Raw genomic sequence first — 22006 nt, 5'->3', positions numbered from 1 at the left:
GCTCCGCCTTGCAGCACGGCGCGCCTTGGCCGACAAGGGCTGCCATGATCCCGACCCTCGACGGCGCCCCAGAGGGCATTGCGACCCGGCACGACCGCTACCCCGACGCGCGGATCCGCGAGATCCTCAGGGCGACGCGCTCGATCGCGCTGGTGGGCGCCTCGGCCAACCCGGCCCGCCCGAGCTACATCGTGTTCAAGTACCTGTCCGAACGCGGCTACACGGTGATTCCGGTCAATCCCGGCCTGGCCGGCCAGAGCCTGCTCGGGCGGCCCGTCGTGGCCCGCCTCGCCGACCTGCCCGGCCCGGTCGACATGGTCGAGATCTTCCGCAATTCCGCCGCGGCCGGGCCTTTGGTCGACGAGGCGCTGGCGCTGCCGACGCGACCGAAGGTGATCTGGATGCAGCTCGGCGTGCGCGACGACGTGGCGGCTTCCCGCGCCGAGGCGGCGGGCGTTGCGGTCATCATGAACCGCTGTCCGAAGATCGAGTACGGGCGGCTCTCGGGCGAAATCGGCTGGACCGGAGTGAACTCGCGGATCATCTCCGCGAAAAAACCGGTGATGGCCAAGGGCGGCGTGCAGAAGCGGACGATCGACGCGCCGTGATCCGCCCGCTCCGGACGATTGAGGGCTCAACCGGCCTGACCCTACACCCTTGTCTGCGCGTGGCGTGATAGGCGACGCCCCGAGAGGACGGTGACGGTGTCGAGGCCAGCTCCGGGGGGGCGTGTCCCGGCCATAAAAAAACGCCCCCGGCCTAAGCCGGGAGCGCCCTCGCATCGGGGAGCGCAGCGACGCCGATCAGGCCAGCGTCAGGCCGACATCCACATTGCCGCGGGTGGCATTGGAGTACGGGCAGATCTGGTGGGCGGCGTCGACGAGGCGCTGAGCATCGGCGCGGTCGAGGCCGGGGAGATCGACCTTGAGATCGGCGGTGATGCCGAAGCCGCCCTCCGAGCGCGGGCCGATGCCGACGGTGGCGGTCACGGTGGTCTCGGCCGGGACCTTCAGCTTGAGCTGGCCGCCGGCCACCTTCAGGGCGCCGAGGAAACAGGCGGAATAGCCCGCCGCGAACAGCTGCTCCGGATTGGCGCCGGAGCCGCCCGCGCCGCCGAGCTCCTTCGGGGTCGAGAGCTTGACCTCGAAATTGCCCTCCTCGGTCCGGGCGGAGCCGTCACGGCCGCCGGTGGCGGAGGCGGTGGTGCGGTACTTCACGTCGACGGTCATGGTCGTATCCTCGTGGCTCGGATGTCGGGGAGCCGATCCGTTCGGCTTGGCGGCAGGGATAGACAATCGATCGATTGCGCGCAATCTATTTATTGCGCGCTATGCTCTTCATGCATGGCTACCCCTCCTCGGAGCCGCCCTCCGGTCTCGGGTATGGCCAGTACGGCGGCGAAGCTGAGGCCGGCGGCGGCGGCGAGGTAGAGCCCAACAAGGCCGATCCCGCCCTGGGCCGCGAGCCATTGGGCCGCGAAGGGCGCCCCGGCCGCCCCGACGATGCCGGCGAGATTGTAGGTCACCGACGCACCGGTGTAGCGCACGCGGGTCGGGAAGAGTTCCGGCAGGAGCGCCCCCATCGGCCCGAAGATCCAGCCCATGGCGAACAGCGCGAGGCACAGGAAGCCGAGGACGAGGGCCGGCTCGCCGCTGCCGAGCATCGGGCCGATCAGTCCGCCGAGGGCGGCGGTGCTCGCAAGTCCCGACAGCATCACCGGGCGGCGGCCGAACCGGTCGGCGGCGAGCCCGGAGAGGGGAATCGCCAGCCCCATGAACAGGATCGCCACGCATTCGAACAGCAGGAACGTCTTGCGCGGGTAGCCGAGGCTCGCGGTGCCGTAGCTTAGGGCGAACACGGTCGAGAGATAGAACACGGCGTAGGCCGCCACCATGGCGAAGGTCCCGAGCAGGGTCGCGCGCAGGTGCCGGGTGAAGATGGTGGCGAGCGGCACCCGCTCCGGCGGCGCCTCGGCCAGGGCCGCGCGGAAGGCCGGCGTCTCGGTGAGCTTCAGCCGCACGTAGAGCCCGACCCCGACCAGGGCGGCGGAGGCCAGGAACGGCAGGCGCCAGCCCCAGGATTCGAAGGCCTCCGGGCTGAGCGCCACGCTGAGCCCGAGGAACAGCAGGTTGGCGCTGACGAAGCCCACCGGCGCGCCGAGCTGCGGGAAGATGCCGTAGAGCGCGCGCCGCCCCGGCGGTGCGTTCTCGACCGCGAGCAGGGCCGCCCCGCCCCATTCCCCGCCGAAGCCGAGGCCCTGGCCGAAGCGCAGCAGGCACAGCAGCGCCGGAGCCCACCAGCCGATGGCGGCGTAGCCCGGCAGGCAGCCGATCAGCACGGTGGAGAGGCCCATGATCATCAGCGAGGCGACCAGCGTCGCCTTGCGCCCGATCCGATCGCCGAAATGCCCGAACGCCGCCGCCCCGACAGGCCGGGCCAGGAACGCGATGGCGAAGGTGGCGAAGGCCTGGAGCGTCTGCACCCCGGGGGCGCCCGCGGGGAAGAAGATCGGGCCGATCACCAACGCCGCGGCGGTGGCGTAGATGTAGAAATCGTAGAACTCGATCGCGGTGCCGACGAAGCTCGCGATCAGGATGCGGCGGGCGGATGGGGCGTTCATCGGTCTCGGACGTTCGGGGCCAAGCGGTGCGGGCGCAAGAGCCCGTAACAGAACGAAGCGATGGCGTTGAGCGCGATGGTGCTGCGCGGCTCGACCCTGGCTTTCGCTGCGAGCGATCAAGAGCAGATCTTATTTTTACTATTTCGAATAAACTGTCGCTTGTCTGAGATTTTTGCTGAAAAGCAAGATTGATCTGTCTGACTTATTCGGGATATTTTGCTTAAAGCAGATTATGGAGGTGATATGTATTTTTTTGCATTGATCGGATCCATATTTTGTTTGATCAGCGTTGCTGCGTGGTCTGCGCAAGCTCTGAACGGTGAATCGACCCCATCACGCTTTTCCGAGGCAATCGCTGAATGCAAAGCAGCTGAAGCTGCGCAGCCTAACCGAGGGATGTTGCTTGAAACAAAGTCGGCAGTCTGTTTTGCGGGCCGCATCACAGGCCTGGCGGAACAAGTAATTGTCAAAAAATTGGATGGGAAAAACAAAATTTTTGTAGTCAATAGTTTTGGTGGCGATGCCGCGGCCGCTGCTATCATCGGGATTTTCATCCTCGAAAATCGTATCGATGTTGCGGCCTACGATTCCTGCTTATCGGCCTGTGCGAATTACATCTTTCTCGCGGGACATCGCAAATATCTGGCGCCCTCGACCATCCTGGCTTGGCATGGGGCGCCGGAAGCCGAGCCCACGCCGCGGCAAAAGCTTCTCGACGGCATCGGAAGGCTGCAACAGGGCTATCAGATGTCGCAGCTTTTCTATCGGACGGCGAAAATCGATCGCCGAGTGGCAACCCAACCCGATCCCCGTCTGCCTCATTTCGAGGAGTGGAAATCCGGTTGGGACAGCTCCCGGCGGCATCTCTGGACTTGGACGCGCCAATCCCTGGAACGGCGGTTCGGCGTCGAGGGCATCGAGGCGTACTGGTACCCGGACGATCCGCAGGAACTGATCGCCTTGGGCGAGAAATACAACCTCAAGCTCCTGGTCGATCGCGACGAGCCGCGCTGAGTAGGGCCGGGACGCCCGGTTGCCCTCCTTCGCCGGCAGGGTTCGGTCGGGTCGGGGCACGCGCCGACGGCCATGCCGCGATCGTGCCCATCGCTCCGAGTGCCGGTGACGGGACATGTGCGGGCACGCCCGTCCGGTTTTCCGACTTTCTGCGCATTACTGAATACATCCCGCGACACGGGCGCCACTTGGACCGCCGGGTGACATGGCGCACCCGCAGGGCCAACCGCTGCGGATTATTTTTTAAATAAAACTGCGTGACAAAACGCACTTCCAAAATACAGTTCGAAGAAATACCTTCCTCCTGTCAGAGAAATTCGAACAAAAAAGTTCAAGTCTCAGGGATTAACGAGGAAGAGCGCGTCATGAAGAGCATCGTTGTTATCAGTGTTCTCGCGATGATCGGTCTGCCGCTCGCAGCTCAGGCGGATTCCGGCGGCGGCAGCCGTCAGCCCGCCGGCGGCGGCTTCATGAGCAGCTACCAGGATGACCCCTACCATGACCCCCGCTCGCTCCACTCGCAGCGCGCGGGCACCGGCCAGATCCTCGGCGCACCCATGCTGAGCGAGAACGCCGGCGCCAAGGGCGGGCCGGTCCGCTCGGCGATCCGCCGCGGCGATGTCGATCCGAGCTGGGCGACGACGGGCAGCGTGACGAAGAAGCGCCGCGCCCACCGCTGACGCGGGGTTCGGACTTCGACCGACGCGGGACGTCGCCGTCCCGCGTCGGCCTCCCGAGCGGCCCGACGAACCGGACGGCGCGGCCGAACGACCGCGCCGCCCTCATCGACTCACCGGTCGTCCCCGCCTCGGCGGGCGGCGCGATGCCGCCTGCCCGGAAGGCGGCGCCTGGATTCTCAGCGAGGGAGGAATCGGTGCCGGCCGCCTCCCACCGGGCGGTTCGAGGCCGCCCGAACCTCCGAAGCGGGGCGCGAGCGACCCGTTCTCGCGCTCGGAACCCATTCCGACGATGGGGAATCCGGCTCGTCGCAAGAGGGCGTGGCCCAACCAAAGAGCGGAAGAGACGTCCGGCTCCAAGTGTATCGGGCGCAGCTCTAGACCAGTCGAAGCCGCCTGCGGCGGGACAACACCGGCCTGCCGCACCGACTATCTCAGTCGTTCGATGCACGGATGGCGTGCGAACGACCTTGAAGAACGAGGATCGGCGTGGACGATATCATTCAAGGCATCTCGAACTTCCGCGGAAGCGTGTTTCCGGGGCAGCAGCAGATGTATCAGCGGCTGGTCCGGGACGGGCAGCATCCGCAGGCGCTGATCATCGCCTGCGCCGATTCCCGCGTCTCGCCCGAGCACATCACCCAATCCGGCCCGGGGGATCTCTTCGTGTGCCGCAATGCCGGCAACATCGTCCCCCCCTTCTCGCAGCAGAACGGCGGCGTCTCCTCGGCCATCGAATACGCGGTCATGGCGCTCGGCGTGCGCGACATCGTCATCTGCGGCCATTCCGATTGCGGCGCGATGAAGGGCCTGATGAAGCCCGAGGCCCTCGCCTCGATGCCGAACGTGGCGGCCTGGCTGCGCCACAGCCACGCCGCGAGCCAGATCGTCTGCGAGGCCTATCCGGCCGGGATGGACCCGAAGGATCATCACCGGGCGCTGGCGCTGGAGAACATCGTCGTTCAGCTCAGCAACCTGCGCACCCATCCGAGCGTCGCGGCGGGCCTCGCCAAGGGCCAGTTGCGCCTGCATGGCTGGTTCTTCGAGATCGAGAGCGGGCAGGTCCTGGCCTATTGCGGCGAGGCCGGCCGGTTCGTGCCGATCGACGAGGCGGACGCCATGCCGGTCGCCCATAGCCCGGCCCAGCGCATCGCCGCGCCCGAGATGGCGCGCGTCGCCGTCGCGGCCGAGTGAGGCGTATCGCAATGCGTGCCTCGCTCTCGCGGCTGCTGCCGCCCACCCTCGCGCGGGATCTGCCCGCCTCCTTCGTGGTCTTCCTCGTGGCGATGCCCCTCTGCATGGGCATCGCCATCGCCTCCGGCGTGCCCGCCGAGCGCGGCCTCATCACCGGCGTGATCGGCGGCATCGTCGTCGGCTTCCTCGCCGGCGCGCCGCTCCAGGTCAGCGGCCCGGCCGCGGGCCTCGCCGTCATCGTCTTCGAGTTCGTCCGCACCCACGGCATCGACGCCCTCGGGCCGGTTCTCGTGCTGGCCGGCGCGATCCAACTGCTCGCCGGGGCCCTGCGCGTCGGCGGCTGGTTCCGGGCGATCTCGCCCGCGGTGGTGCACGGCATGCTCGCCGGCATCGGCGTGCTGATCGTGCTGGCGCAGATCCACGTGCTGACCGACGCCCTGCCCAAGGCCAGCGGCGTCGACAATCTCGTGGCGATCCCCGCGGCCTTCTTCAATTTCGTCACCGGCGAGGGCAATCGCTTCGGCGCGATCCTCGTCGGCCTCGCCACCATCGTGACGATGCTCGGCTGGGAGAAGCTGCGTCCGGCCCGGCTCAAGCTCCTGCCCGGCGCCCTCGTCGGCGTGGTCTCGGGCACGCTGGTGGCGGTGATCGGCGACCTCGCGGTCAAGCGCGTCGAAGTCCCCGAAAACATCCTCTCGGCCGTGACCCTGCCGGGCGCGGGCGACTGGAGCCGGCTCGCCGAGCCGACCATGATCGTCATGGCCCTCACGCTCGCCGTGGTCGCCAGCGCCGAAAGCCTGCTCTCGGCCGCCGCCGTCGATCGGATGCATGACGGGCCGCGGACGCAGTACAATCGCGAACTCGGGGCCCAGGGCGTCGGCAACGTGCTCTGCGGTCTCGCCGGCGGCCTGCCGATGACCGGCGTCATCGTCCGCTCCTCCGCCAACGTCCAGGCGGGCGCCGCCACCCGCGCCTCGACCATCCTGCACGGCAGCTGGATCCTCGCCTTCCTGCTGATCCTGCCGATGGTGCTCAAGCTGGTGCCGACGGCGGCGCTGGCTGGCATCCTCGTGGTCACCGGCTGGCGCCTCGTCAGCCCGGCCCATGCCCTGCACCTGCACGCCCGCTACGGTCTCGCCACCGCCGCGATCTGGCTCGTCACCCTGGTGATGGTGGTCGCCACCGACCTGCTCACCGGCGTGCTGATCGGTCTCGCCCTGAGCCTCGTCCAGGTGGTGCCGCACCTCCTCAAGGGGCGGCTCAAGATCGAGGGCGGTGCCGCCGAGACGCTGCAGGGCGGAACCCTGCGGGCCGTGCCGGAGCTGCGCCTCTCGGGCTCGGCCACCTTCCTCCAGCTGCCCCATCTCAACGAGGCCCTGGAGCGCACCCCCGAAGGCACCCCCGTGCGGCTCGCCGCGCAGGATCTGCACCATGTCGACCACACCTGCCTGGAGATGATCCAGGAATGGGCGGCGCGGCGCGCCAAGACGGGCGCCCGGGTCGAGGTGGTCGGCGGCGGCGGCGGCCTCCGCAACAGCCTCGCCATGGCGGCGCACGCCGCGCCGAAGGACTGATCTTTTCGATCGGGAAGGAAGAAGGCCGGTATCGCCCCGCGATACCGGCCTTCTTCGTGTCAGGGCTCTGCCCTGACGACCCGCCGAAGGGCTCGCCCTTCGGGATCCCCTTACGGCGTGCTGACCCGGCGGGCGGCCTCGAAACGGTTCAGGAAGCGCGGTTCCTTCTCCGGGGCGATGCGGATCGTCAGCGCGATGTCGCCGCCGTCCTGCGCCTGCCGGTCGAGCACCTCGGCATTCTCGTAGAGCCAGTTGAGCGCCGCCCCGTCCTCCGGCGGCAGGGTCAGGGCGAAGGTCGAGCGGGCGCGGGCCACCTGCCCCTCGATCCGCTCGGACAGTGCCAACAGCCCCTCCCCCGTCAGGGCCGAGACCAGGATCGGCGCCGGGCCCGCGCCGCGATGGGCGGCGGCGAGGTTGAGGAGGCGGGTGCGCTCGCCCTCGTCGAGCAGGTCGGCCTTGTTCCACACCTCGACGATCCGCTCGGCATCGGGCTCGATCCCGAGTTCCCGCAGCACCTGCTCCACATCCTCGGCCTGGGCCTGCGTGTCGCCGTGCGAGACGTCGCGCACATGGAGCAGGATGTCGGCCTCGATCACGTCCTCCAGCGTCGCCCGGAAAGCGGCGATGAGCGAAGTCGGCAGATCCGAGATGAAGCCCACCGTGTCGGACAGGATCACCGTCTCGCCATGCGGCAGCTTGGTGGCGCGCGCCGTCGGGTCGAGGGTCGCGAACAGCATGTCCTGCGCCTTGACCTCGGCCTTCGTCAGCGCGTTGAACAGCGTCGATTTGCCGGCATTCGTGTAGCCGACCAGGGCGACGATCGGGTACGGCACCCGCGCCCGGCTCTTGCGATGCAGGCCGCGGGTGCGGGCCACCGCGTCGAGATCGCGCTCGATCTTGGTCATCCGCTCCTGAATCATCCGGCGGTCGGCCTCGATCTGCGTCTCGCCGGGGCCGCCGAGGAAGCCGAAGCCGCCGCGCTGCCGCTCCAAGTGGGTCCATGACCGGACCAACCGGGACTTCTGATAGGCCAGATGGGCGTGCTCCACCTGCAGCGTGCCCTCGCGGGTCGAGGCGCGCCGGCCGAAGATCTCGAGGATCAGGCCGGTCCGGTCGATGACCTTGCTGCCCCAGGCCTTCTCGAGGTTGCGCTGCTGCACCGGCGACAGGGCGCAATCCATCACGACGAGGCCAATCTCCTCTGCCTTGACGAGACCGGCCATCTCCTCGACCCGGCCCTTGCCGAGATAGGTCGAGGGTCGCGGGCGCTGGACGTGCACGCCGATCGCCTGGGCGACATCGAGATCGATCGCGGCGGCCAAGCCCACCGCCTCGTCGAGGCGCGCATCGTCGGAGCGGGTGTTTTCCGGCTGGCCGGGGGCGAAGCGCTGGGCCGCGCGGGTGAGGTAGGGGCCGACCACCAGCGTGCGGGTCGAGGCGGCGATGTCGCCCTCGGGAGCGGCCTGCCGCTGGAGTCGCGCTTCGCCGGGTGTTTGAAGTTCGGTCATTCGGGCCTCTCGCCGGTCAACTCGCCACCGCGAAGCCGGCTCCGTGTTCGATCGGACGCAGCGGACGCTTCGAAGACACGGTGAACGATCGCGCCGTCGGCCACGACGCGCGGGGGCGTTCCTCCGTCATTGCGAGGCGAAGCCGAAGCAATCCAGAGCACGACGCCTCAAGGTGAGGCATCGGCGCAATCATGCAGATGGTGGGGGGCGCACGCCGAACAAGCGTCCACCCGGACGCGCGACGTGATGAGACGGCATCGAAGCGGGCGCGATCGAACCGGCCTGTGCGGAGCCGTGGACGGCTCCGCCTCGTCATGACGGCTGGAAATTCAGGAAGCCGTCTCACGCCTTCTCGGGCGCGGTCTCGTCCGGCTCGAACAGCTGCACGGGATGGCCCGGCATGATCGTCGAGATCGCGTGCTTGTAGACGAGCTGCGAGTGCCCGTCGCGGCGCAGCAGGACGCAGAAATTGTCGAACCACGTCACCACGCCCTGAAGCTTGACGCCGTTGACGAGGAAGATCGTCAGCGGAATCTTGTTCTTGCGGACATGGTTGAGAAACGTGTCCTGGAGGTTCTGAGCGCGCTCGCCCGCCATTTTTCTTATCCTTGCTTCGCTACCGGCACCGCGGGAGGTCGTATCCCGTCTCGGAGGATGCCGGGCGACGAACCACCCGCATCACCGAAGACCGCTTCCCCAAGCCTACCTTATTACAGGGCGAAGCTTCTCCGGACGCAAGCGTTTCCTCGCATCGGCATCACGCCGTGCCCATCCTGTCGGGGGTGATACCCCTGCGAGGATTCGTCGCCGGGGCTGACATCCGCCGCAGGAGCGGGACTGCCCGTCCCCGCCCATACGGCGCGCGGTGGACGGGATCAGGGCCCGATCCCGAGGGATTTGAGCTTCCGGTGCAGCGCCGAGCGCTCCATGCCGATGAACTCGGCCGTGCGGGAGATGTTGCCGGAGAAGCGGGCGATCTGCGCCACGAGATACTCGCGCTCGAAGATCTCGCGGGCCTCCCGCAAGGCGAGGCTCATCAGCTTCTCCCCGCCCGCCCCGGTCGGCGTCGTCGGCACCAGTGCGCCGATTTCGGTCGGCAGCATCTCGGAGGTGACCTCCTGCTCCGGATCCGACTGGGTCAGGATCATCAGCCGCTCGACGTTGTTGCGCAGCTGACGGATGTTGCCCGGCCAATCGTGGGATTGCAGCACCGCCATGGCATCCTCGGCGATGCGCCGCCGCGGCAGGCCGGTGGCCGCCGAGATCTGCTCCATGAAGAAGGTGATCAGCTCCGGCACGTCCTCCCGCCGCTCGGCGAGCGAGGGGATGCGGATCGGCACCACCGAGAGGCGGTGGAACAGATCCTCGCGGAAGCGTCCCCCCGCGATCTCCTCGGTCAGGTCGCGGGAGGAGGAGGAGATGATCCGGACATCGACATGGACGCGGGCCGTTCCACCGACCCGCTGGAAGTTCTGGTCGACGAGGACGCGCAGGATCCGGCTCTGCGTCTCCTTGGGCATGTCGGCGACTTCGTCGATGTAGAGGGAGCCGCCATGGGCCTCCTCCAGGGCGCCGACGCGCCGCACCCGGCCCTCGCCCGCCTCGACGCCGAAGAGTTCGGCCTCCATCGTCTCCGGCGTGATGGTCGCCGCGTTGATCACGACGAAGGGACCGCTGGCGCGCGCCGAGGCCGCGTGCAGCGTGCGCGCCGACAATTCCTTGCCGGCGCCGGGCGCCCCCGAGATCATCACGCGGGCATTGGTCGGCGCCACGCGCTCGATGGTCTGGCGCAGCTGGTTGACCGCCACCGATCCGCCGACGATCCGGCTCGCCTGTCCCGAACGGACCTTGAGGTCGCGCACCTCGCGCTTGAGGCGGGAGGCTTCGAGCGCGCGCTCAGCCACGAGGATCAGCCGGTCGGCCTTGAACGGCTTCTCGATGAAGTCGTAGGCGCCGGATTTGATCGCCGCGACCGCGGTCTCGATGTTGCCGTGGCCCGAGATCATCACCACCGGCAGGTCGGGATGGCCGGTCTTGATGAGGTCGAGCACCTGCAACCCGTCGAGGCGCGAGCCCTGGAGCCAGATATCGAGGAAGACGAGATGGGGCCGCCGCGATTCGATCGCGGCGAGCGCCTCGTCGGAGCCCGCAGCGGTGCGGGTGCGGTGGCCCTCGTCGTCGAGGATGCCGGCCACGAGGTCGCGGATATCGGCCTCGTCGTCGACGATCAGGATGTCGGCGCTCATGGCTGCATCTCCGCGACGCGTCGCGCTTCCATGGCGCCCTCCCTGTTCTTGTCCATTGTCGTCCCGTCACGCGGCGAACCCGCCGGGCGGTCCCGTTCCGAGCCGGCGCCCTCGCCGACCTCCCGGGGCAGCCGCACGCGAACCTGTCCGCCGCGCCCCTCCGGGTTGTCGTTGAGCTCGATCCCGCCGCCATGCTCTTCGAGCACCTTCGACACGATCGCCAGCCCGAGGCCGGTCCCGCCCTCGCGGGTCGTCATATAGGGTTCGAGCAGGCGCTGGCGCCCCTCCGCCGGAAAGCCTTTTCCGTTGTCGGTGACGTCGATGGTCACGAACCCGCCCTCGACCGCGAGGTGCAGGGCCACCCGGCCCTTGCCTCCGTCGGCCGTCAGCACGTCTTCCGGCACGGCCTGCACCGCCTCGACGGCGTTCTTGAGGATGTTGGTCAGCGCCTGACTGAACAGACGCACGTCGAAGGCCGCGACGACGCGGCCGCGCTCGTCCTCGCCGGTCGTCTCGAACGGAAATTCGATCTCGGGATGCGCCATGCGCAGCATGAAGAGATTCTGGCGGGCGATCTCGGCGAGGTCCTGCTGGGTGATGGCCGGCTTCGGCATCCGGGCGAACGAGGAGAACTCGTCGACCATGCGCTTGATCTCGTCGACCTGGCGCACGATCGTGGCGGTGCACTGCTCGAACACCTCCTTGTCGGTCACGATCACCTTGCCGTACTTGCGCCGGATGCGCTCGGCCGAGAGCTGGATCGGCGTGAGCGGGTTCTTGATCTCGTGGGCGATGCGGCGCGCCACGTCGGCCCAGGCCGAGGTGCGCTGCGCGGCGACGAGGTCGGTGATGTCGTCGAGGGTCACGACGTAGCCGCGGGCTTCGCCCTGCGCCTGCTCGCTGGTGACCCGCACCGCGATGGTGCGCTCCCGGCCCCCGCGCACGAGCTGGATCTGCTGCTGGAGCGCCCGCTGGCGCCCCTCGGCTTCCGGGAACAGGGCGGCGATCTCCGGCACCGCCTCGGTCAGCGGGCGGCCGACCAGGTCGGCGGCGGTCAGGCCCAGGGTCTTCTCCGCGCTCGGATTGGCGATGGTGATGAGCCCGCCCGCATCGACGCCGAGCACGCCCGGCGAGACGCCCGAGAGCACGGCTTCCGTGAAGCGGCGGCGGCGGTCGATCAGGTCGCTCGCCGCGCGCAGGCCGTCGTGCTGGCGACGCAGCTCCTGCGTCATCGTGTTGAAGCTCTCGCCGAGATGCGCGAGATCCCCATCCGATTTCCTCGCCGGAACGCGGGCGTAGAAATTGCCGGCGGCGACCTCGTCGGCGGCGTTGATGAGGCGCCGGATCGGCGCGACGAAGCGGTTGGCGAAGTTGAGCCCGAACCACACCGCCGAGAGCAGGGTGATCAGCGCGATCAGCACGAAGACCGAGGCGAAGGTGACCTGGATCGAGTAGCGCAGGTCGTCGAAGGCGAGGTACTCCGCCGCCGCCGCGCGAGAGACGCCGGGGAAGTCGATGGCGAGCTGGCTGACCTCGCGCTGCACCAGCAGCACGGCGTTGTCGTAGGCCGGCATCCGCAGGAGCGCGGCGAAGACCCTTCCCTCGTTTGGCAGCAGGCAGATCGGATCGCTGGATTTCGCCGCATCCTCGAAGGCGGCGGCCGAGGGCAGGCGGGTCTGCTTGAGCACGTCGATATTGGCGCGCGCTACCACGTCGTTGGGTCCGCGCATGATCTTGGCGATCGGCAGGCCCAGCGCCTGGGCGCGGGTGGTCATGAACGACTCGAACCACTCGCGGTTCACGTCGAATTGCGGGCGCGCCCGGGTCAGGTCGTCGGTGAGGATGCGGATCTCGCGGGCGAGCGACTGGCACTGATTCTCCAGATGCGCGTCGGCGATCTGGACGGATTTGAGCACCACGTCGCGCACCCGGTCGGTGAAGCCGAGCGACAGGCCGCGGTCGAGGGTCACGGTCGCGACGATGGCGAGGAGGATCGTCGGCAGGATCGCGATCAGGCTGAACAGGCCGACGATCCGGGTGTGCAGCCGCGCCACCGTCGCGTGCGCCCGGCGCGCATGCAGGAAGACGCGGGATTCCCAGGCGATCACGATCACGAGACAGAGCACCAGGGCGATGTTGATCGCCAGCAGGGTGATGCCGGTGTTCTGCGACGGCGTGACCTTGATCAGCCCCGCCAGGATCAGGAACGTGACGCTCGCCGAGACCAGGGCGACGACGACGACCGCCGCGCCGATCCAACCCGGCCCCCGCGGCGGGGCGTCGAACCGGTGCGACAGGGCGGCCGCGCCGTCCTCTACGGACGGGGCGTCGGACGGCGTCTCTCGGTTGCGTCGCGACAGGAGCAGCATCGCTGATGCAGGGCCACGACAGTGTGGCGAAATTAATACAAGTCGGGTCTGCGCGCCCCCATCCTCGGTGCGGCGGCGTTCAGGCTGCGGCCCCGCCCCAGCGCCGGAGGTCGCGGAACCGCCGTCCATCCGGGAAGCGCAGCTCGACGCTCTCCGACAAGCGCCCCGCAGCCTCGATCCGCACGGAATCCGGACGCTCCAGCTCGTCCCGGCGCTCCAGAGCTTCCGCCACGGTCAGGGGCACCGGCTCCGCCCCGCCGCAGGCGCGCCACCACGCCACCGCCCGCTCCCGGGCATGGCCCGAATGTTCCAGGCAGACCTCGACCCGGCAGCCGCCGCCGGGCCAGCGCAACGCCGCCTCCAGCCGGTCGGGGCCGTGGCCGCCCGGACCCTGCCCGAGGGTCCAGCCCGTCACCGAACGCCAGCCGGCGACGGTCTCGGACAGGATCGGCAGCGCGTCCTCGGCGCTCGCGGCATGGGGCGCCTCGGCGTCTTCCGCCTCGGGCTCGACCCAGCAGGCCTCGCAGGTGCTGGCGTTGAGGGCGATCAGCGCGCCGCATCCCGGGCAGGGCTTGGCGCGCGCCGCGCCGCCGAGGGCGGGGCCCAGCGCCACGCTGCGGGCGGTCACCGCATCGACCGGCCCGTGCATCCGCACGAGGCCGGCATAATCGAGGACGATGGCGTCCGACTTGCCCGGCGCCCGGCGCAGGGCGCGACCGACCTGCTGCACGTAGAGGCCCGCCGACTGGGTCGGGCGCAGGAGCGCGATCAGGTCGACCTCCGGCACGTTGAAGCCGGTGGCGAGCACGCCGACCGAGGTCAGGCAGCGGATCTTGCCCGTGCGGAAGGCGCGCAGGATCCGGTCGCGCTCGCGCCGGCCCATCTCGCCGGTTACGGTCTCGCAGGTGAACCCTTCCGCCCGCACCGCGTCGCGCACGCAGGCCGCGTGATCGATTCCGGCGCAGAAGGCGAGCCAGGCCCGACGGTCCCGGCCGTAGCGCGCCATCTCCTCCACCGCCGCGCGGGTGATCCAGTCGCGGTTGACCGCCGCTTCGAGGGCGGAGGGGATGTAATCGCCCCCGCGCTTGCCCACGCCCGAGACGTCGAGGGTCAGGGCGGTGGCCTTGCAGATCAGCGGCGCGAGGTAGCCCTGGCCGATCAGGTCGCCGACGGTGGATTCGTGGACGATGCGCGCGAACACCCGCCCCTCGCCCTCGTCGAGGCGACCCGAATCGAGCCGGTAGGGCGTGGCCGTGAAGCCCGCGACCTTGAGATCGGGGTTGGCCGCGCGCAGCCCCGCGAGGAAGCGGCCGTAGCCGGTCTCGGCCGAGCGCGGCACGAGATGCGCCTCGTCGATGACGACGAGGTCGGTTCCTTCGAAGAGGGCGGCGCGGTCGCGCACCGACTGGATCGAGGCGAAGGTGACGGGTGCCGCGCTCTCGCGCCGCCCGAGCCCGGCGGAGAAGATGCCGGCGGGCGCCTCCGCCCAGTAGGCCAGCAACTCGCCGTGGTTCTGCGCCACCAGTTCGCGCACATGGGCGAGCACGCAGATCCGCGCCCGGGGTCTCCGCTCCAGCCACGCGCGCACCAGGGCCGCGATGACGAGCGCCTTGCCGGCGCCCGTCGGCAGCACGACGAGGCCGGGCCCGCCGCCCGCGTCCCAATGCCGGTGGAGCGCGTCGAGGGCGGCGCGCTGATACTCGCGAAGGCGCAGCATGGCGGCCGTTTAGCCAAGCGCGGCCGCGGGGAACAGAGGGGAAACGCGAGACGGCGTCCGAGTGTGCCGCAACAGCGCGCATCCCACCCGACCCCTCATCCTGAGCGGGCGCTCAGCACCTCAGGATGAGGGTGTCGGGTGGGAGGAGCCAGGGAAGCGTCAGATCCTCACGCCGGGTTGGCGATCTCGTAGACGATCGGCTTGAACGAGAAATTGTTCGATTGCAGGGCGGAGCAGGCGGTGAGGCCGACGATGAGATCCGTCTTCGCCTCGAACACCACCCGGTCGTTGGCCCGGCTCAGGGGCGGCTTCACCGCGATCTCGCCCGTCTGGCCATCGATGGCGACGTGCATGAAGACGTTGAAGGCGACCGGAATGCGGTCCGGCCCGATGCCGTAGGGTTCGAGCGCGGCGGCGAGATTGCCGAAGCAGCCCCGGTGCGGGTGTTCGTCGCCGTAGATGATGCGGAACGTGTCGGCCGAGCAGGGCGTGAGCAGGAAATCGTGGCGCCCTACCGTGTCCTCGACGATCTCCAGCAGCACGTTGGAGCGGTTCGAGTAGATCGGGTCGCCCTTGGTCAGGAACAGGCGCGAGGCGTAGTCGATGGTACGGCCCGACGAGATCACCTCGTCGACGTCATCGCGCACGAAGGCCACGAGATCGGCGACCTGCTCGCCCTCCGGGTCGATCACGGTGAGCCGCTGGCCGCGGTTCAGGGTGAACGCCACGCCGGAGCGCGGCTCAATCCGATGACGGCCGCACATCTCAGCGCGCGCGTCCTTCGGGGCACATCAAGCGGTTCGGCACGAGGGGCGTCTCCGGGTGGCGCGGCATCCGTTGCCGCGGCAGGGAAAGACCGTAGCCGCCGCAAAGTTTCCCACCCACGGCGCGCCCGGCCGGAGCGCGCCGCGCAGGATCCAGCCCGCCATGCACGCGCCCAGTCCGCCCTCGCGGCATGTCGAGATCACGCTTCGCGGGCTCCTGCTCGGGGCGGCCATCACCGTCGTGTTCATGGCGGCCAACGTCTATATGGGCCTGAAGACCGGGATGACGTTCTCGTCCTCGATCCCGGCGGCGATGATCGCCATGGGCAGCCTACGGCTCTTCGGCGGGTCGGGCATCCTCGAGAACAACATCGTCCAGACCCAGGCCTCCGCCGCAGGCACGCTCTGCAACGTCATCCTGATCCTGCCCGGCCTCGTGCTGATCGGGCATTGGCAGGGCTTCCCGTTCTGGCAGACGACCGCCGTCTGCGGCATCGGCGGCTTACTCGGCGTCGCCTTCTCGATCCCCCTGCGGCGGGCTCTCGTCTCCGGCGAGGAACTGCCCTACCCGGAGGGCGTCGCCGCCGCGGAGGTCCTGCGCACCGGCCAGGGGGAGACCGGCGCGCGGGGCCTGCGCGATCTTCTCACGGCGGCGGCCGCGGCCGGAACGATCGGGCTCGCCACCACCGGCTTCCGGGTTCTGGGCGAAGGTCTGCACGGGGCGGTCGCTCTCGGCGGGGCGGCGTTCCGCCTCGGCACCGGCTTCTCGCTGGCGCTGGTCGGCGTCGGCTACCTCGTCGGCATCGGCGCCTGCCTCGCCCTGCTCACCGGCGTCGTCATCGCCTGGGGCATCGCGGTACCGCTCCTGACCTACTTGGGCCAGGGCGAGGGCGCCACGGCGTCCGAGCTGGCCGAGTCGGTGTGGTCGGGCCAGGTTCGGCTGATCGGGGCCGGCATCATCGCGGTGGGCGGGCTCTGGACCGTGGGCTCGCTCGCCCGCCCTATCGTCACGAGCATCCGCGCGGCCCTGGCCTCGGCGCGCGCCAGCGGCTCCGGGATGCCGGGGGACGACCAGCCCCGGGCGGAGCGCGATCTGCCGATCACCTGGGTGTTGGGCGCGGCCTTGGTGCTGGCGGCCCCCCTCGCGGGCCTGTTCTGGATGTTTTCCGGGAGCGCCCAACTCGGCGGCCTGCACACCGTGATGGTCGCGGCGCTCACCGTGTTCGCGATCGTCTTCGGCTTCCTGATGGCGGCGACCTGCGGCTATCTCGCGGGCCTGCTCGGCTCCTCGTCGAGCCCGATCTCCGGCATCGGCATCCTCACCACCATGGCGGCGGCCGTGCTGCTGCCGCTGCTCATCGGCACCTCTGCCGGTCCGGAGGGCGACCGTTTCGTGATCGCGGCGGCGTTGCTGGTGGCCTCCGTCATCGTCACCACCGCCTCCATCGCCAACGACAATCTCCAGGACCTCAAGACCGGTCGGATCGTCGGGGCGACGCCCTGGTGCCAGCAGGTCGCCCTGATCGCCGGGGTGCTGGTCGGCGCGGCGGTGATCGGGCCGCTGCTGTCGCTCCTGTACGAGGCCTACGGCTTCGTCGGCGCGCTGCCCCGCGAGGGCATGGAGGCGGCCAACGCCATGCCGGCGCCCCAGGCGGCGCTGACGTCGCAGATCGCCGTTGGCATCGTCCACCGGACCCTGCCCTGGACCATGGTGCTGATCGGCGCCGGGCTCGGCTGCGTGCTGGTCGCGGTCGAGACCCGGCTGCGCAGGAGCGGGCTCACCTTCCCGGCGCTGACCGTCGGGATCGGCATGTACCTGCCGCTCGCCGTCGAGATGACGATCGCCATCGGCGGCGTGCTGGCCTGGCTCGCGGAACGGCGGCTGCGGCACAGGGCACGCCCGCGCGGCGAGGCGGACGAGGCGCAGGCGGTGGAGGGCGCGCGCCGCCGCGGCGTGCTGCTGGCCTCGGGTTTCCTCGTCGGCGAGAGTTTCGTCGGCGTCGTGCTGGCGGCCGGCGATACGCTCGCCGGGCGCAGCGCGGCGCTCGCCCTCGCCGGTCCCGGCTTCGAGCCCTACGCGACGGCGCTCGGGCTCGCGGTGTTCGTCACCGGCCTCGCCGTGTTCTTCCGGGTCATCGCGGCCGATCCTGGCCGGGCGACGGGATGATCACCGCGCGGCGAGTCTGTCTCCGCCGACCTCGGCGATCACCAGGGCTTCGGTGAGGATCTGCGGGAGCAGCCGCGCCTCGCCCTTACCCTTGTAGACGAGGTAGAGCGGCACCCCGGAGCGGCCGTGGCTCTCCAGGAGGCGCGTGATCTCCGGGTTCTGGTTGGTCCAGTCGCCCTTGAGATAGGCGACGGACCCCGCCCGGAATGCCGCCTGCACCGCCTCGCGCGACAGCACCATCCGCTCGTTGACTTGGCAGGTGATGCACCACGCCGCCGTCATGTCCACGAACACCGTGCGCCCCTCCGCCCGGAGCGCGTCGAGGCGCGCCTGCGTGAAGGGCTCCTCGATGCCGGCGAGCTGCACGCCCGCGGCTCCGCCCCGCTGTCCGTCGAGGGCGGCGGCAAGCGCCAGGGCGCCGGCCAGGGCCAGGACGGCGGTGGCCCGGCCGAGGCCTGTGCCGATGCGCCCGGCGGCGCGCGCCCGTTCCCAGGCCCAGGCGGTGAGGCCGACGAGGACGAGGCCGCCGAGCGCGCCGAGCAGCCCGTTGGGCCCGACCTGCTGGGCCAGCACCCAGATGAGCCACGCGGCGGTGGCGTAGACCGGGAAGGCGAGCGCGCCCTTGACCGTCTCCATCCAGGCGCCGGGCCGCGGCAGCAGGCTCAGCGCGCCGGGAAAGGCGGTGAGCGCCAGGAACGGCAGGGCGAGGCCGAGGCCCAGGCAGGCGAAGACGAGGAGGCCGACCCAGGCGGGCTGCGTCAGCGCGAAACCCACCGCCGCGCCCATGAACGGCGCGGTGCAGGGGGTGGCGACCAGGGTCGCCAGCACGCCGGTGAAGAACGAGCCCTGATAGCCGGAGCGCCGGGTCAGCCCGTCGCCGAGCCCGGCGAGCCGCCCGCCGACATGCACGGCCCCCGACAGGCTCAGGCCCACGGCGAACAGCCCGTAGGCGAGCAGGATCACGACGACGGGGGATTGCAGCTGGAACCCCCATCCGATGCCGGCCCCGCCGGCCTTCAGGGCGATGAGGAGGCCCGCGAGACCCAGGAAGCTCGCCACCACGCCCGCGGTGTAGGCGAGCCCGTGCAGGCGTACCCGCCCGCGCGCCTCGCCCGCCTGCTTCACGAGGCTCAGCACCTTGATCGACAGAACCGGAAAGACGCAGGGCATCAGATTGAGGACGAGGCCGCCGAGCAGGGCGAGTCCGGCGGCGCTCCACAGGGTCAGGGTTTCGGCCTCCGCCGTCGCCGTGGCGGGCGCGGGGGGCGGCGTGGCGGAGGGCGCCGCGGCCGGAACGGCGGCCGGGGTCACGGCGGGCTCGGGGCCGACCGCGTAGGCCCTGCGGGTCCCGCCCTCGTCGAAGGTGAGGACGCCGCCCAGGGCCTCGGGCGCCACCGCCGCCTCGCCGGGCTTCAGCAGCAGGCGCTGGGTGCCCGCCTCCCCCTGAAGGTTCTGCTCGGCGGCGTTGTCGAGGGCGCTCTCCGCGTAGGGGAAGAAGGCGGCGTCGCGGATCGGCGGGGCGCCGTCCGGCCGATCGAGCTGGAGCGCGAGGGTCTCGCCCTCGCGGACCGCGCGGACGGGGAAGGGCGCCGGCACGGGCAGGGCGGCGCGGGCCTCGGCGAAGAGGCGGGCCTGGGCGGGATCGGGCTCGGGGGCCGCGCCCGGATCGGAGACGAGGGGCATCTCGAGGGCGAGCTCAGCCGTCCCCGGGATGCAGATCTCCTCGCAGACGAGGTAGGACAGCGTGCCGGACAGGGGCACGCGACCGCCCGCGCGCAGGCTCTCCGGCAGCGTCTCGGGCACATGGAGCGGCACCAGCAGGGTGACCGTGCCCTCGTAGCCGAAATTCATCAGGGTCTGGACCGGGATGCGCTCCGGCGCCGGCCATTGCGTCGGCCCGACCGAGAACCCCTCGGGCAAGCGCCACGCCATCTCGGGCGGTAGCCCGGAATCGCCGGGATTGCGCCAGTAGACGTGCCAGCCCGGCTTCATCGCGAGATGGAGGCCGAGTGTCACCGTGCGGCCCGGGGTGAGGGCGGCGGCCTCGGCGACGAGGCGCGCCCGGACCAGATCCTTCGGCGCCTTGCCTCCCTGCGCCGCGGCGAGGCCGGGGGCGGCGAGGAGCAGGACCAGGAGGAGCAGGCGGAGCATGTCGCGTTCTTGATGGCCCCGACGCCTCGGCCGGTCCGCCGGAGGTTAGCAGAGCGGCGGCTCCGGCGGGAGCCGGACCCGCCCGCGACCCCGCGAAGCGGCGTACCGCCGAGGATGACCCCTGAGGTTTTCAGGTATCCGCGGGGGAGCGTTCCGTGACCTGCGTCTGCGCCAGGCGCACCGCGTGGTTGATGATCGCCATATGGGTGAAGCCCTGGGGGACGTTGCCGCGCTGCTCGCCGGTCTCGGCGTCGATCTCCTCGGCGAACAGGCCGAGATCGTTGCCGCGGGCGACGAGCCGCTCGAACAGCGCGGTCGCCTCGTCCTGGCGTCCGGCAATGGCGAGGCAGCCGACCCGCCAGAAGGCGCAGGCGGTGAAGGTCGCCTCTTGTCCCTCCAGGCCGTCGTCGAGGCGGTAGCGGTAGAGCAGGTCGCCCGCACCGAGCTGCTCGCCGACCCGATCCAGCGTGGCCGCGACCCGCGGCGCATGCCCGTCAAAGGCGCGAAACAGCACGGCGCGCAGCACCGCCGCGTCGAGATCGGTCGAGCCGTAATCCATGGTGTAGGCGCCCAAGTCGGCGTTCCAGCCCTCGGCGTGATACTCGGCCCGGATGCTCTCCGCCTCGCGCTCCCACCGCGCGATCTGGTCCGGCGCGGCGAGGCGGTGACTGGAATCGGAGCGGGCGATCTGCACCGCGCAATCGAGCCCGACCCAGAGCATCGCCTTGGTGTGCAGGATCTGGCGCATGGGGCCGCGCAGCTCCCAGATGCCGTGGTCGGGCTCATGGCGCACATCCATGATGTGACCGGCGAGGTGGGCCAGGACCTCCGGCAGATGGTCGTTGACCTTGACCGGCGGATCGAACGCGACCGCCTCCAGATAATGGTGCAGGGCCACGAGCAATTCGCCGTAGATGTCGAACTGACGCTGGTCGCTGGCGGCATTGCCGAGGCGCACGGGGCGGGTGCCGCGCCAGCCGCGCAGGTGATCGAGGAGCGTCTCCTCCGGCATCGGCCCCCCGAGGGCATACATCAGCTGGAGATGGCGGCCCCGGCTGGGATCGGCGTCGCGCATGAAGCGCAGGAATTCCGCGGCCTCGCGATCGTAGCCGAGATTGACGAAGGCCGTGACGGTGAAGCTCGCATCCCGCATCCAGACATAGCGGTAATCGTAGTTGCGATTGCCCGGCACCGCTTCGGGAAGGCCCATGGTGGCGGCGGCGACGATGCCGCCGGAGGGGGCGTGGGTGAGGAGCTTGAGGGTCAGCGCGCTGCGCAGAACCGTCTCGTGGTAGGGCCCGCGATAGGTGCAGCGGCCCGACCATTCGCACCAGTAATCCTCCGTCGCCGAGAGCCAGGCCTCGACCCGGTCGAGCCCCGCCGCGCCCTCCGCGCCATGGGCGAGGACGAGGTCGACCCGTTCCCCGTCGGAGAGGGCGAACCCGCCTTCGGCCGCGCCCTCCCCGACCGTCAGCGGGATCGACGCGGCCGCCTGCATCGCGTCGCCGCCGCCGCGGAACAGAATGCTCCCATCGGCCTGTCCCGTCGCCTCGGTCGCGGCGCGGGCGTAGTCGAAGGTCGGCCGCACGCGCCAATGCCCCGAGACCGTTCCGGATTCGCAGACGAGGCGGCGCACCACCCGGCCCTCGGGATGCCCGTCCGGCCCCTCCTCCGGCACCGGCTCGTGGCGCGCGATCGGCATGAAGTCGATCAGCGCGACCCGGCCGGTCCGCGTGGTGAGGATGGTCTCCAGGATGTTGGTGCCGGGGCGATAACGGCGTTCGGTGCCGGTGAGCCCGTCGAGGACGAGACGGCAGGCGCCGCCCGCGTCACGATCGAGCAGTGCCAGGAACACGGCCGGCCCGTCGTGGCGGGGCCAGCACAGCCAGTCGAGGGATCCGTCGCGGGCGATGAGGGCGGTGGTGCAGGTATCGCCGATCACGGCGTAGTCGGCGATAGGTCTGTCCGTCACGGCCTCGTCCCGGTTGCGCGGCGCGGCAACGTT

The 22006-nt window shown here is 70.2% G+C and carries 16 protein-coding genes; 6 read left to right on the top strand and 10 right to left on the bottom strand.

Annotated elements, in window-relative coordinates; translation table 11 throughout:
• The first annotated feature begins 44 nt into the window (after window positions 1-44).
• Window positions 45-608 (top strand): CoA-binding protein, encoded by a 564-nt coding sequence (locus OWC43_RS13585; RefSeq protein WP_393957033.1) that lies wholly within the window; start codon window positions 45-47, stop codon window positions 606-608.
• 195 nt (window positions 609-803) lie between these two features.
• Here the strand turns inward: OWC43_RS13585 and OWC43_RS13580 are convergent, their stop codons facing one another.
• Both OWC43_RS13580 and OWC43_RS13575 read right to left on the bottom strand, forming a co-directional pair.
• On the bottom strand, window positions 804-1229 hold the full coding sequence (locus OWC43_RS13580; RefSeq protein ID WP_393957032.1) for an organic hydroperoxide resistance protein: 426 nt from the start codon (window positions 1227-1229) through the stop codon (window positions 804-806).
• Between the two features lie 89 nt (window positions 1230-1318).
• A complete protein-coding gene (locus OWC43_RS13575; RefSeq protein WP_393957031.1) occupies window positions 1319-2620 on the bottom strand; it encodes an MFS transporter in 1302 nt (433 codons plus the stop codon).
• Between the two features lie 243 nt (window positions 2621-2863).
• On the opposite strand from OWC43_RS13575, the gene OWC43_RS13570 reads away from it, so the two are divergent.
• The 4 genes from OWC43_RS13570 to OWC43_RS13555 all read left to right on the top strand — a co-directional run bounded on the left by OWC43_RS13570 (window position 2864) and on the right by OWC43_RS13555 (window position 7079).
• On the top strand, window positions 2864-3634 hold the full coding sequence (locus tag OWC43_RS13570) for a hypothetical protein (protein WP_393957030.1): 771 nt from the start codon (window positions 2864-2866) through the stop codon (window positions 3632-3634).
• 365 nt (window positions 3635-3999) lie between these two features.
• Entirely contained in the window at window positions 4000-4314 is a 315-nt protein-coding gene (locus OWC43_RS13565; RefSeq protein ID WP_393957029.1) for a hypothetical protein, read from the top strand.
• 486 nt (window positions 4315-4800) lie between these two features.
• Window positions 4801-5505 carry a carbonic anhydrase gene (locus OWC43_RS13560; RefSeq protein WP_393957028.1) on the top strand — a complete coding sequence of 235 codons (705 nt, stop codon included), beginning with the start codon at window positions 4801-4803 and terminating at the stop codon, window positions 5503-5505.
• 11 nt (window positions 5506-5516) lie between these two features.
• Window positions 5517-7079, top strand: coding sequence for a SulP family inorganic anion transporter (locus OWC43_RS13555; RefSeq protein ID WP_393957027.1), 1563 nt, complete (start codon window positions 5517-5519; stop codon window positions 7077-7079).
• A 110-nt stretch (window positions 7080-7189) separates the two neighbouring features.
• On the opposite strand, the gene hflX is transcribed toward OWC43_RS13555, so the two are convergent.
• The 6 genes from hflX to OWC43_RS13525 all read right to left on the bottom strand — a co-directional run bounded on the left by hflX (window position 7190) and on the right by OWC43_RS13525 (window position 15683).
• Window positions 7190-8587: a GTPase HflX gene (gene hflX, locus OWC43_RS13550; protein WP_393957026.1), complete on the bottom strand. Its 1398-nt coding sequence runs from the start codon at window positions 8585-8587 to the stop codon at window positions 7190-7192.
• Between the two features lie 342 nt (window positions 8588-8929).
• Window positions 8930-9184 (bottom strand): RNA chaperone Hfq, encoded by a 255-nt coding sequence (gene hfq / locus OWC43_RS13545; protein WP_003600267.1) that lies wholly within the window; start codon window positions 9182-9184, stop codon window positions 8930-8932.
• Window positions 9185-9462: 278 nt separating this feature from the next.
• Window positions 9463-10833: a sigma-54 dependent transcriptional regulator gene (locus tag OWC43_RS13540; RefSeq protein ID WP_137828631.1), complete on the bottom strand. Its 1371-nt coding sequence runs from the start codon at window positions 10831-10833 to the stop codon at window positions 9463-9465.
• The gene (locus OWC43_RS13535) at window positions 10830-13202 is read right to left on the bottom strand and encodes an ATP-binding protein (RefSeq protein WP_393957025.1); all 2373 of its coding nucleotides are present in this window, start codon (window positions 13200-13202) and stop codon (window positions 10830-10832) included. Before OWC43_RS13535 ends, OWC43_RS13540 begins: the two co-directional genes overlap by 4 nt.
• Before the next feature lie 79 nt (window positions 13203-13281).
• Window positions 13282-14919: a DEAD/DEAH box helicase gene (locus OWC43_RS13530; protein ID WP_393957024.1), complete on the bottom strand. Its 1638-nt coding sequence runs from the start codon at window positions 14917-14919 to the stop codon at window positions 13282-13284.
• A 167-nt stretch (window positions 14920-15086) separates the two neighbouring features.
• Window positions 15087-15683 carry a DUF1989 domain-containing protein gene (locus OWC43_RS13525; protein WP_393957023.1) on the bottom strand — a complete coding sequence of 199 codons (597 nt, stop codon included), beginning with the start codon at window positions 15681-15683 and terminating at the stop codon, window positions 15087-15089.
• A 163-nt stretch (window positions 15684-15846) separates the two neighbouring features.
• Between OWC43_RS13525 and OWC43_RS13520 the strand changes: the two genes are divergently transcribed.
• Complete coding sequence (locus OWC43_RS13520; protein WP_393957022.1) at window positions 15847-17850, top strand: OPT family oligopeptide transporter; 2004 nt, start codon at window positions 15847-15849, stop codon at window positions 17848-17850.
• Here OWC43_RS13520 and OWC43_RS13515 read toward each other — a convergent pair whose 3' ends face one another.
• Together OWC43_RS13515 and OWC43_RS13510 are read right to left on the bottom strand one after the other, a co-directional pair.
• Complete coding sequence (locus OWC43_RS13515; protein ID WP_393957021.1) at window positions 17851-20001, bottom strand: protein-disulfide reductase DsbD family protein; 2151 nt, start codon at window positions 19999-20001, stop codon at window positions 17851-17853. It abuts the gene before it with no gap.
• A 130-nt stretch (window positions 20002-20131) separates the two neighbouring features.
• Window positions 20132-21973 carry a glycoside hydrolase family 15 protein gene (locus OWC43_RS13510; protein ID WP_393957020.1) on the bottom strand — a complete coding sequence of 614 codons (1842 nt, stop codon included), beginning with the start codon at window positions 21971-21973 and terminating at the stop codon, window positions 20132-20134.
• Window positions 21974-22006 lie beyond the last annotated feature (33 nt).

This window comes from Methylorubrum sp. POS3, from assembly GCF_043352485.1.
Taxonomy (GTDB): Bacteria; Pseudomonadota; Alphaproteobacteria; order Rhizobiales; family Beijerinckiaceae; genus Methylobacterium; species Methylobacterium suomiense.
The sequence above is the reverse complement of the archived record's forward strand: the minus strand, read 5'-3'. Positions and strand labels throughout refer to the sequence as shown.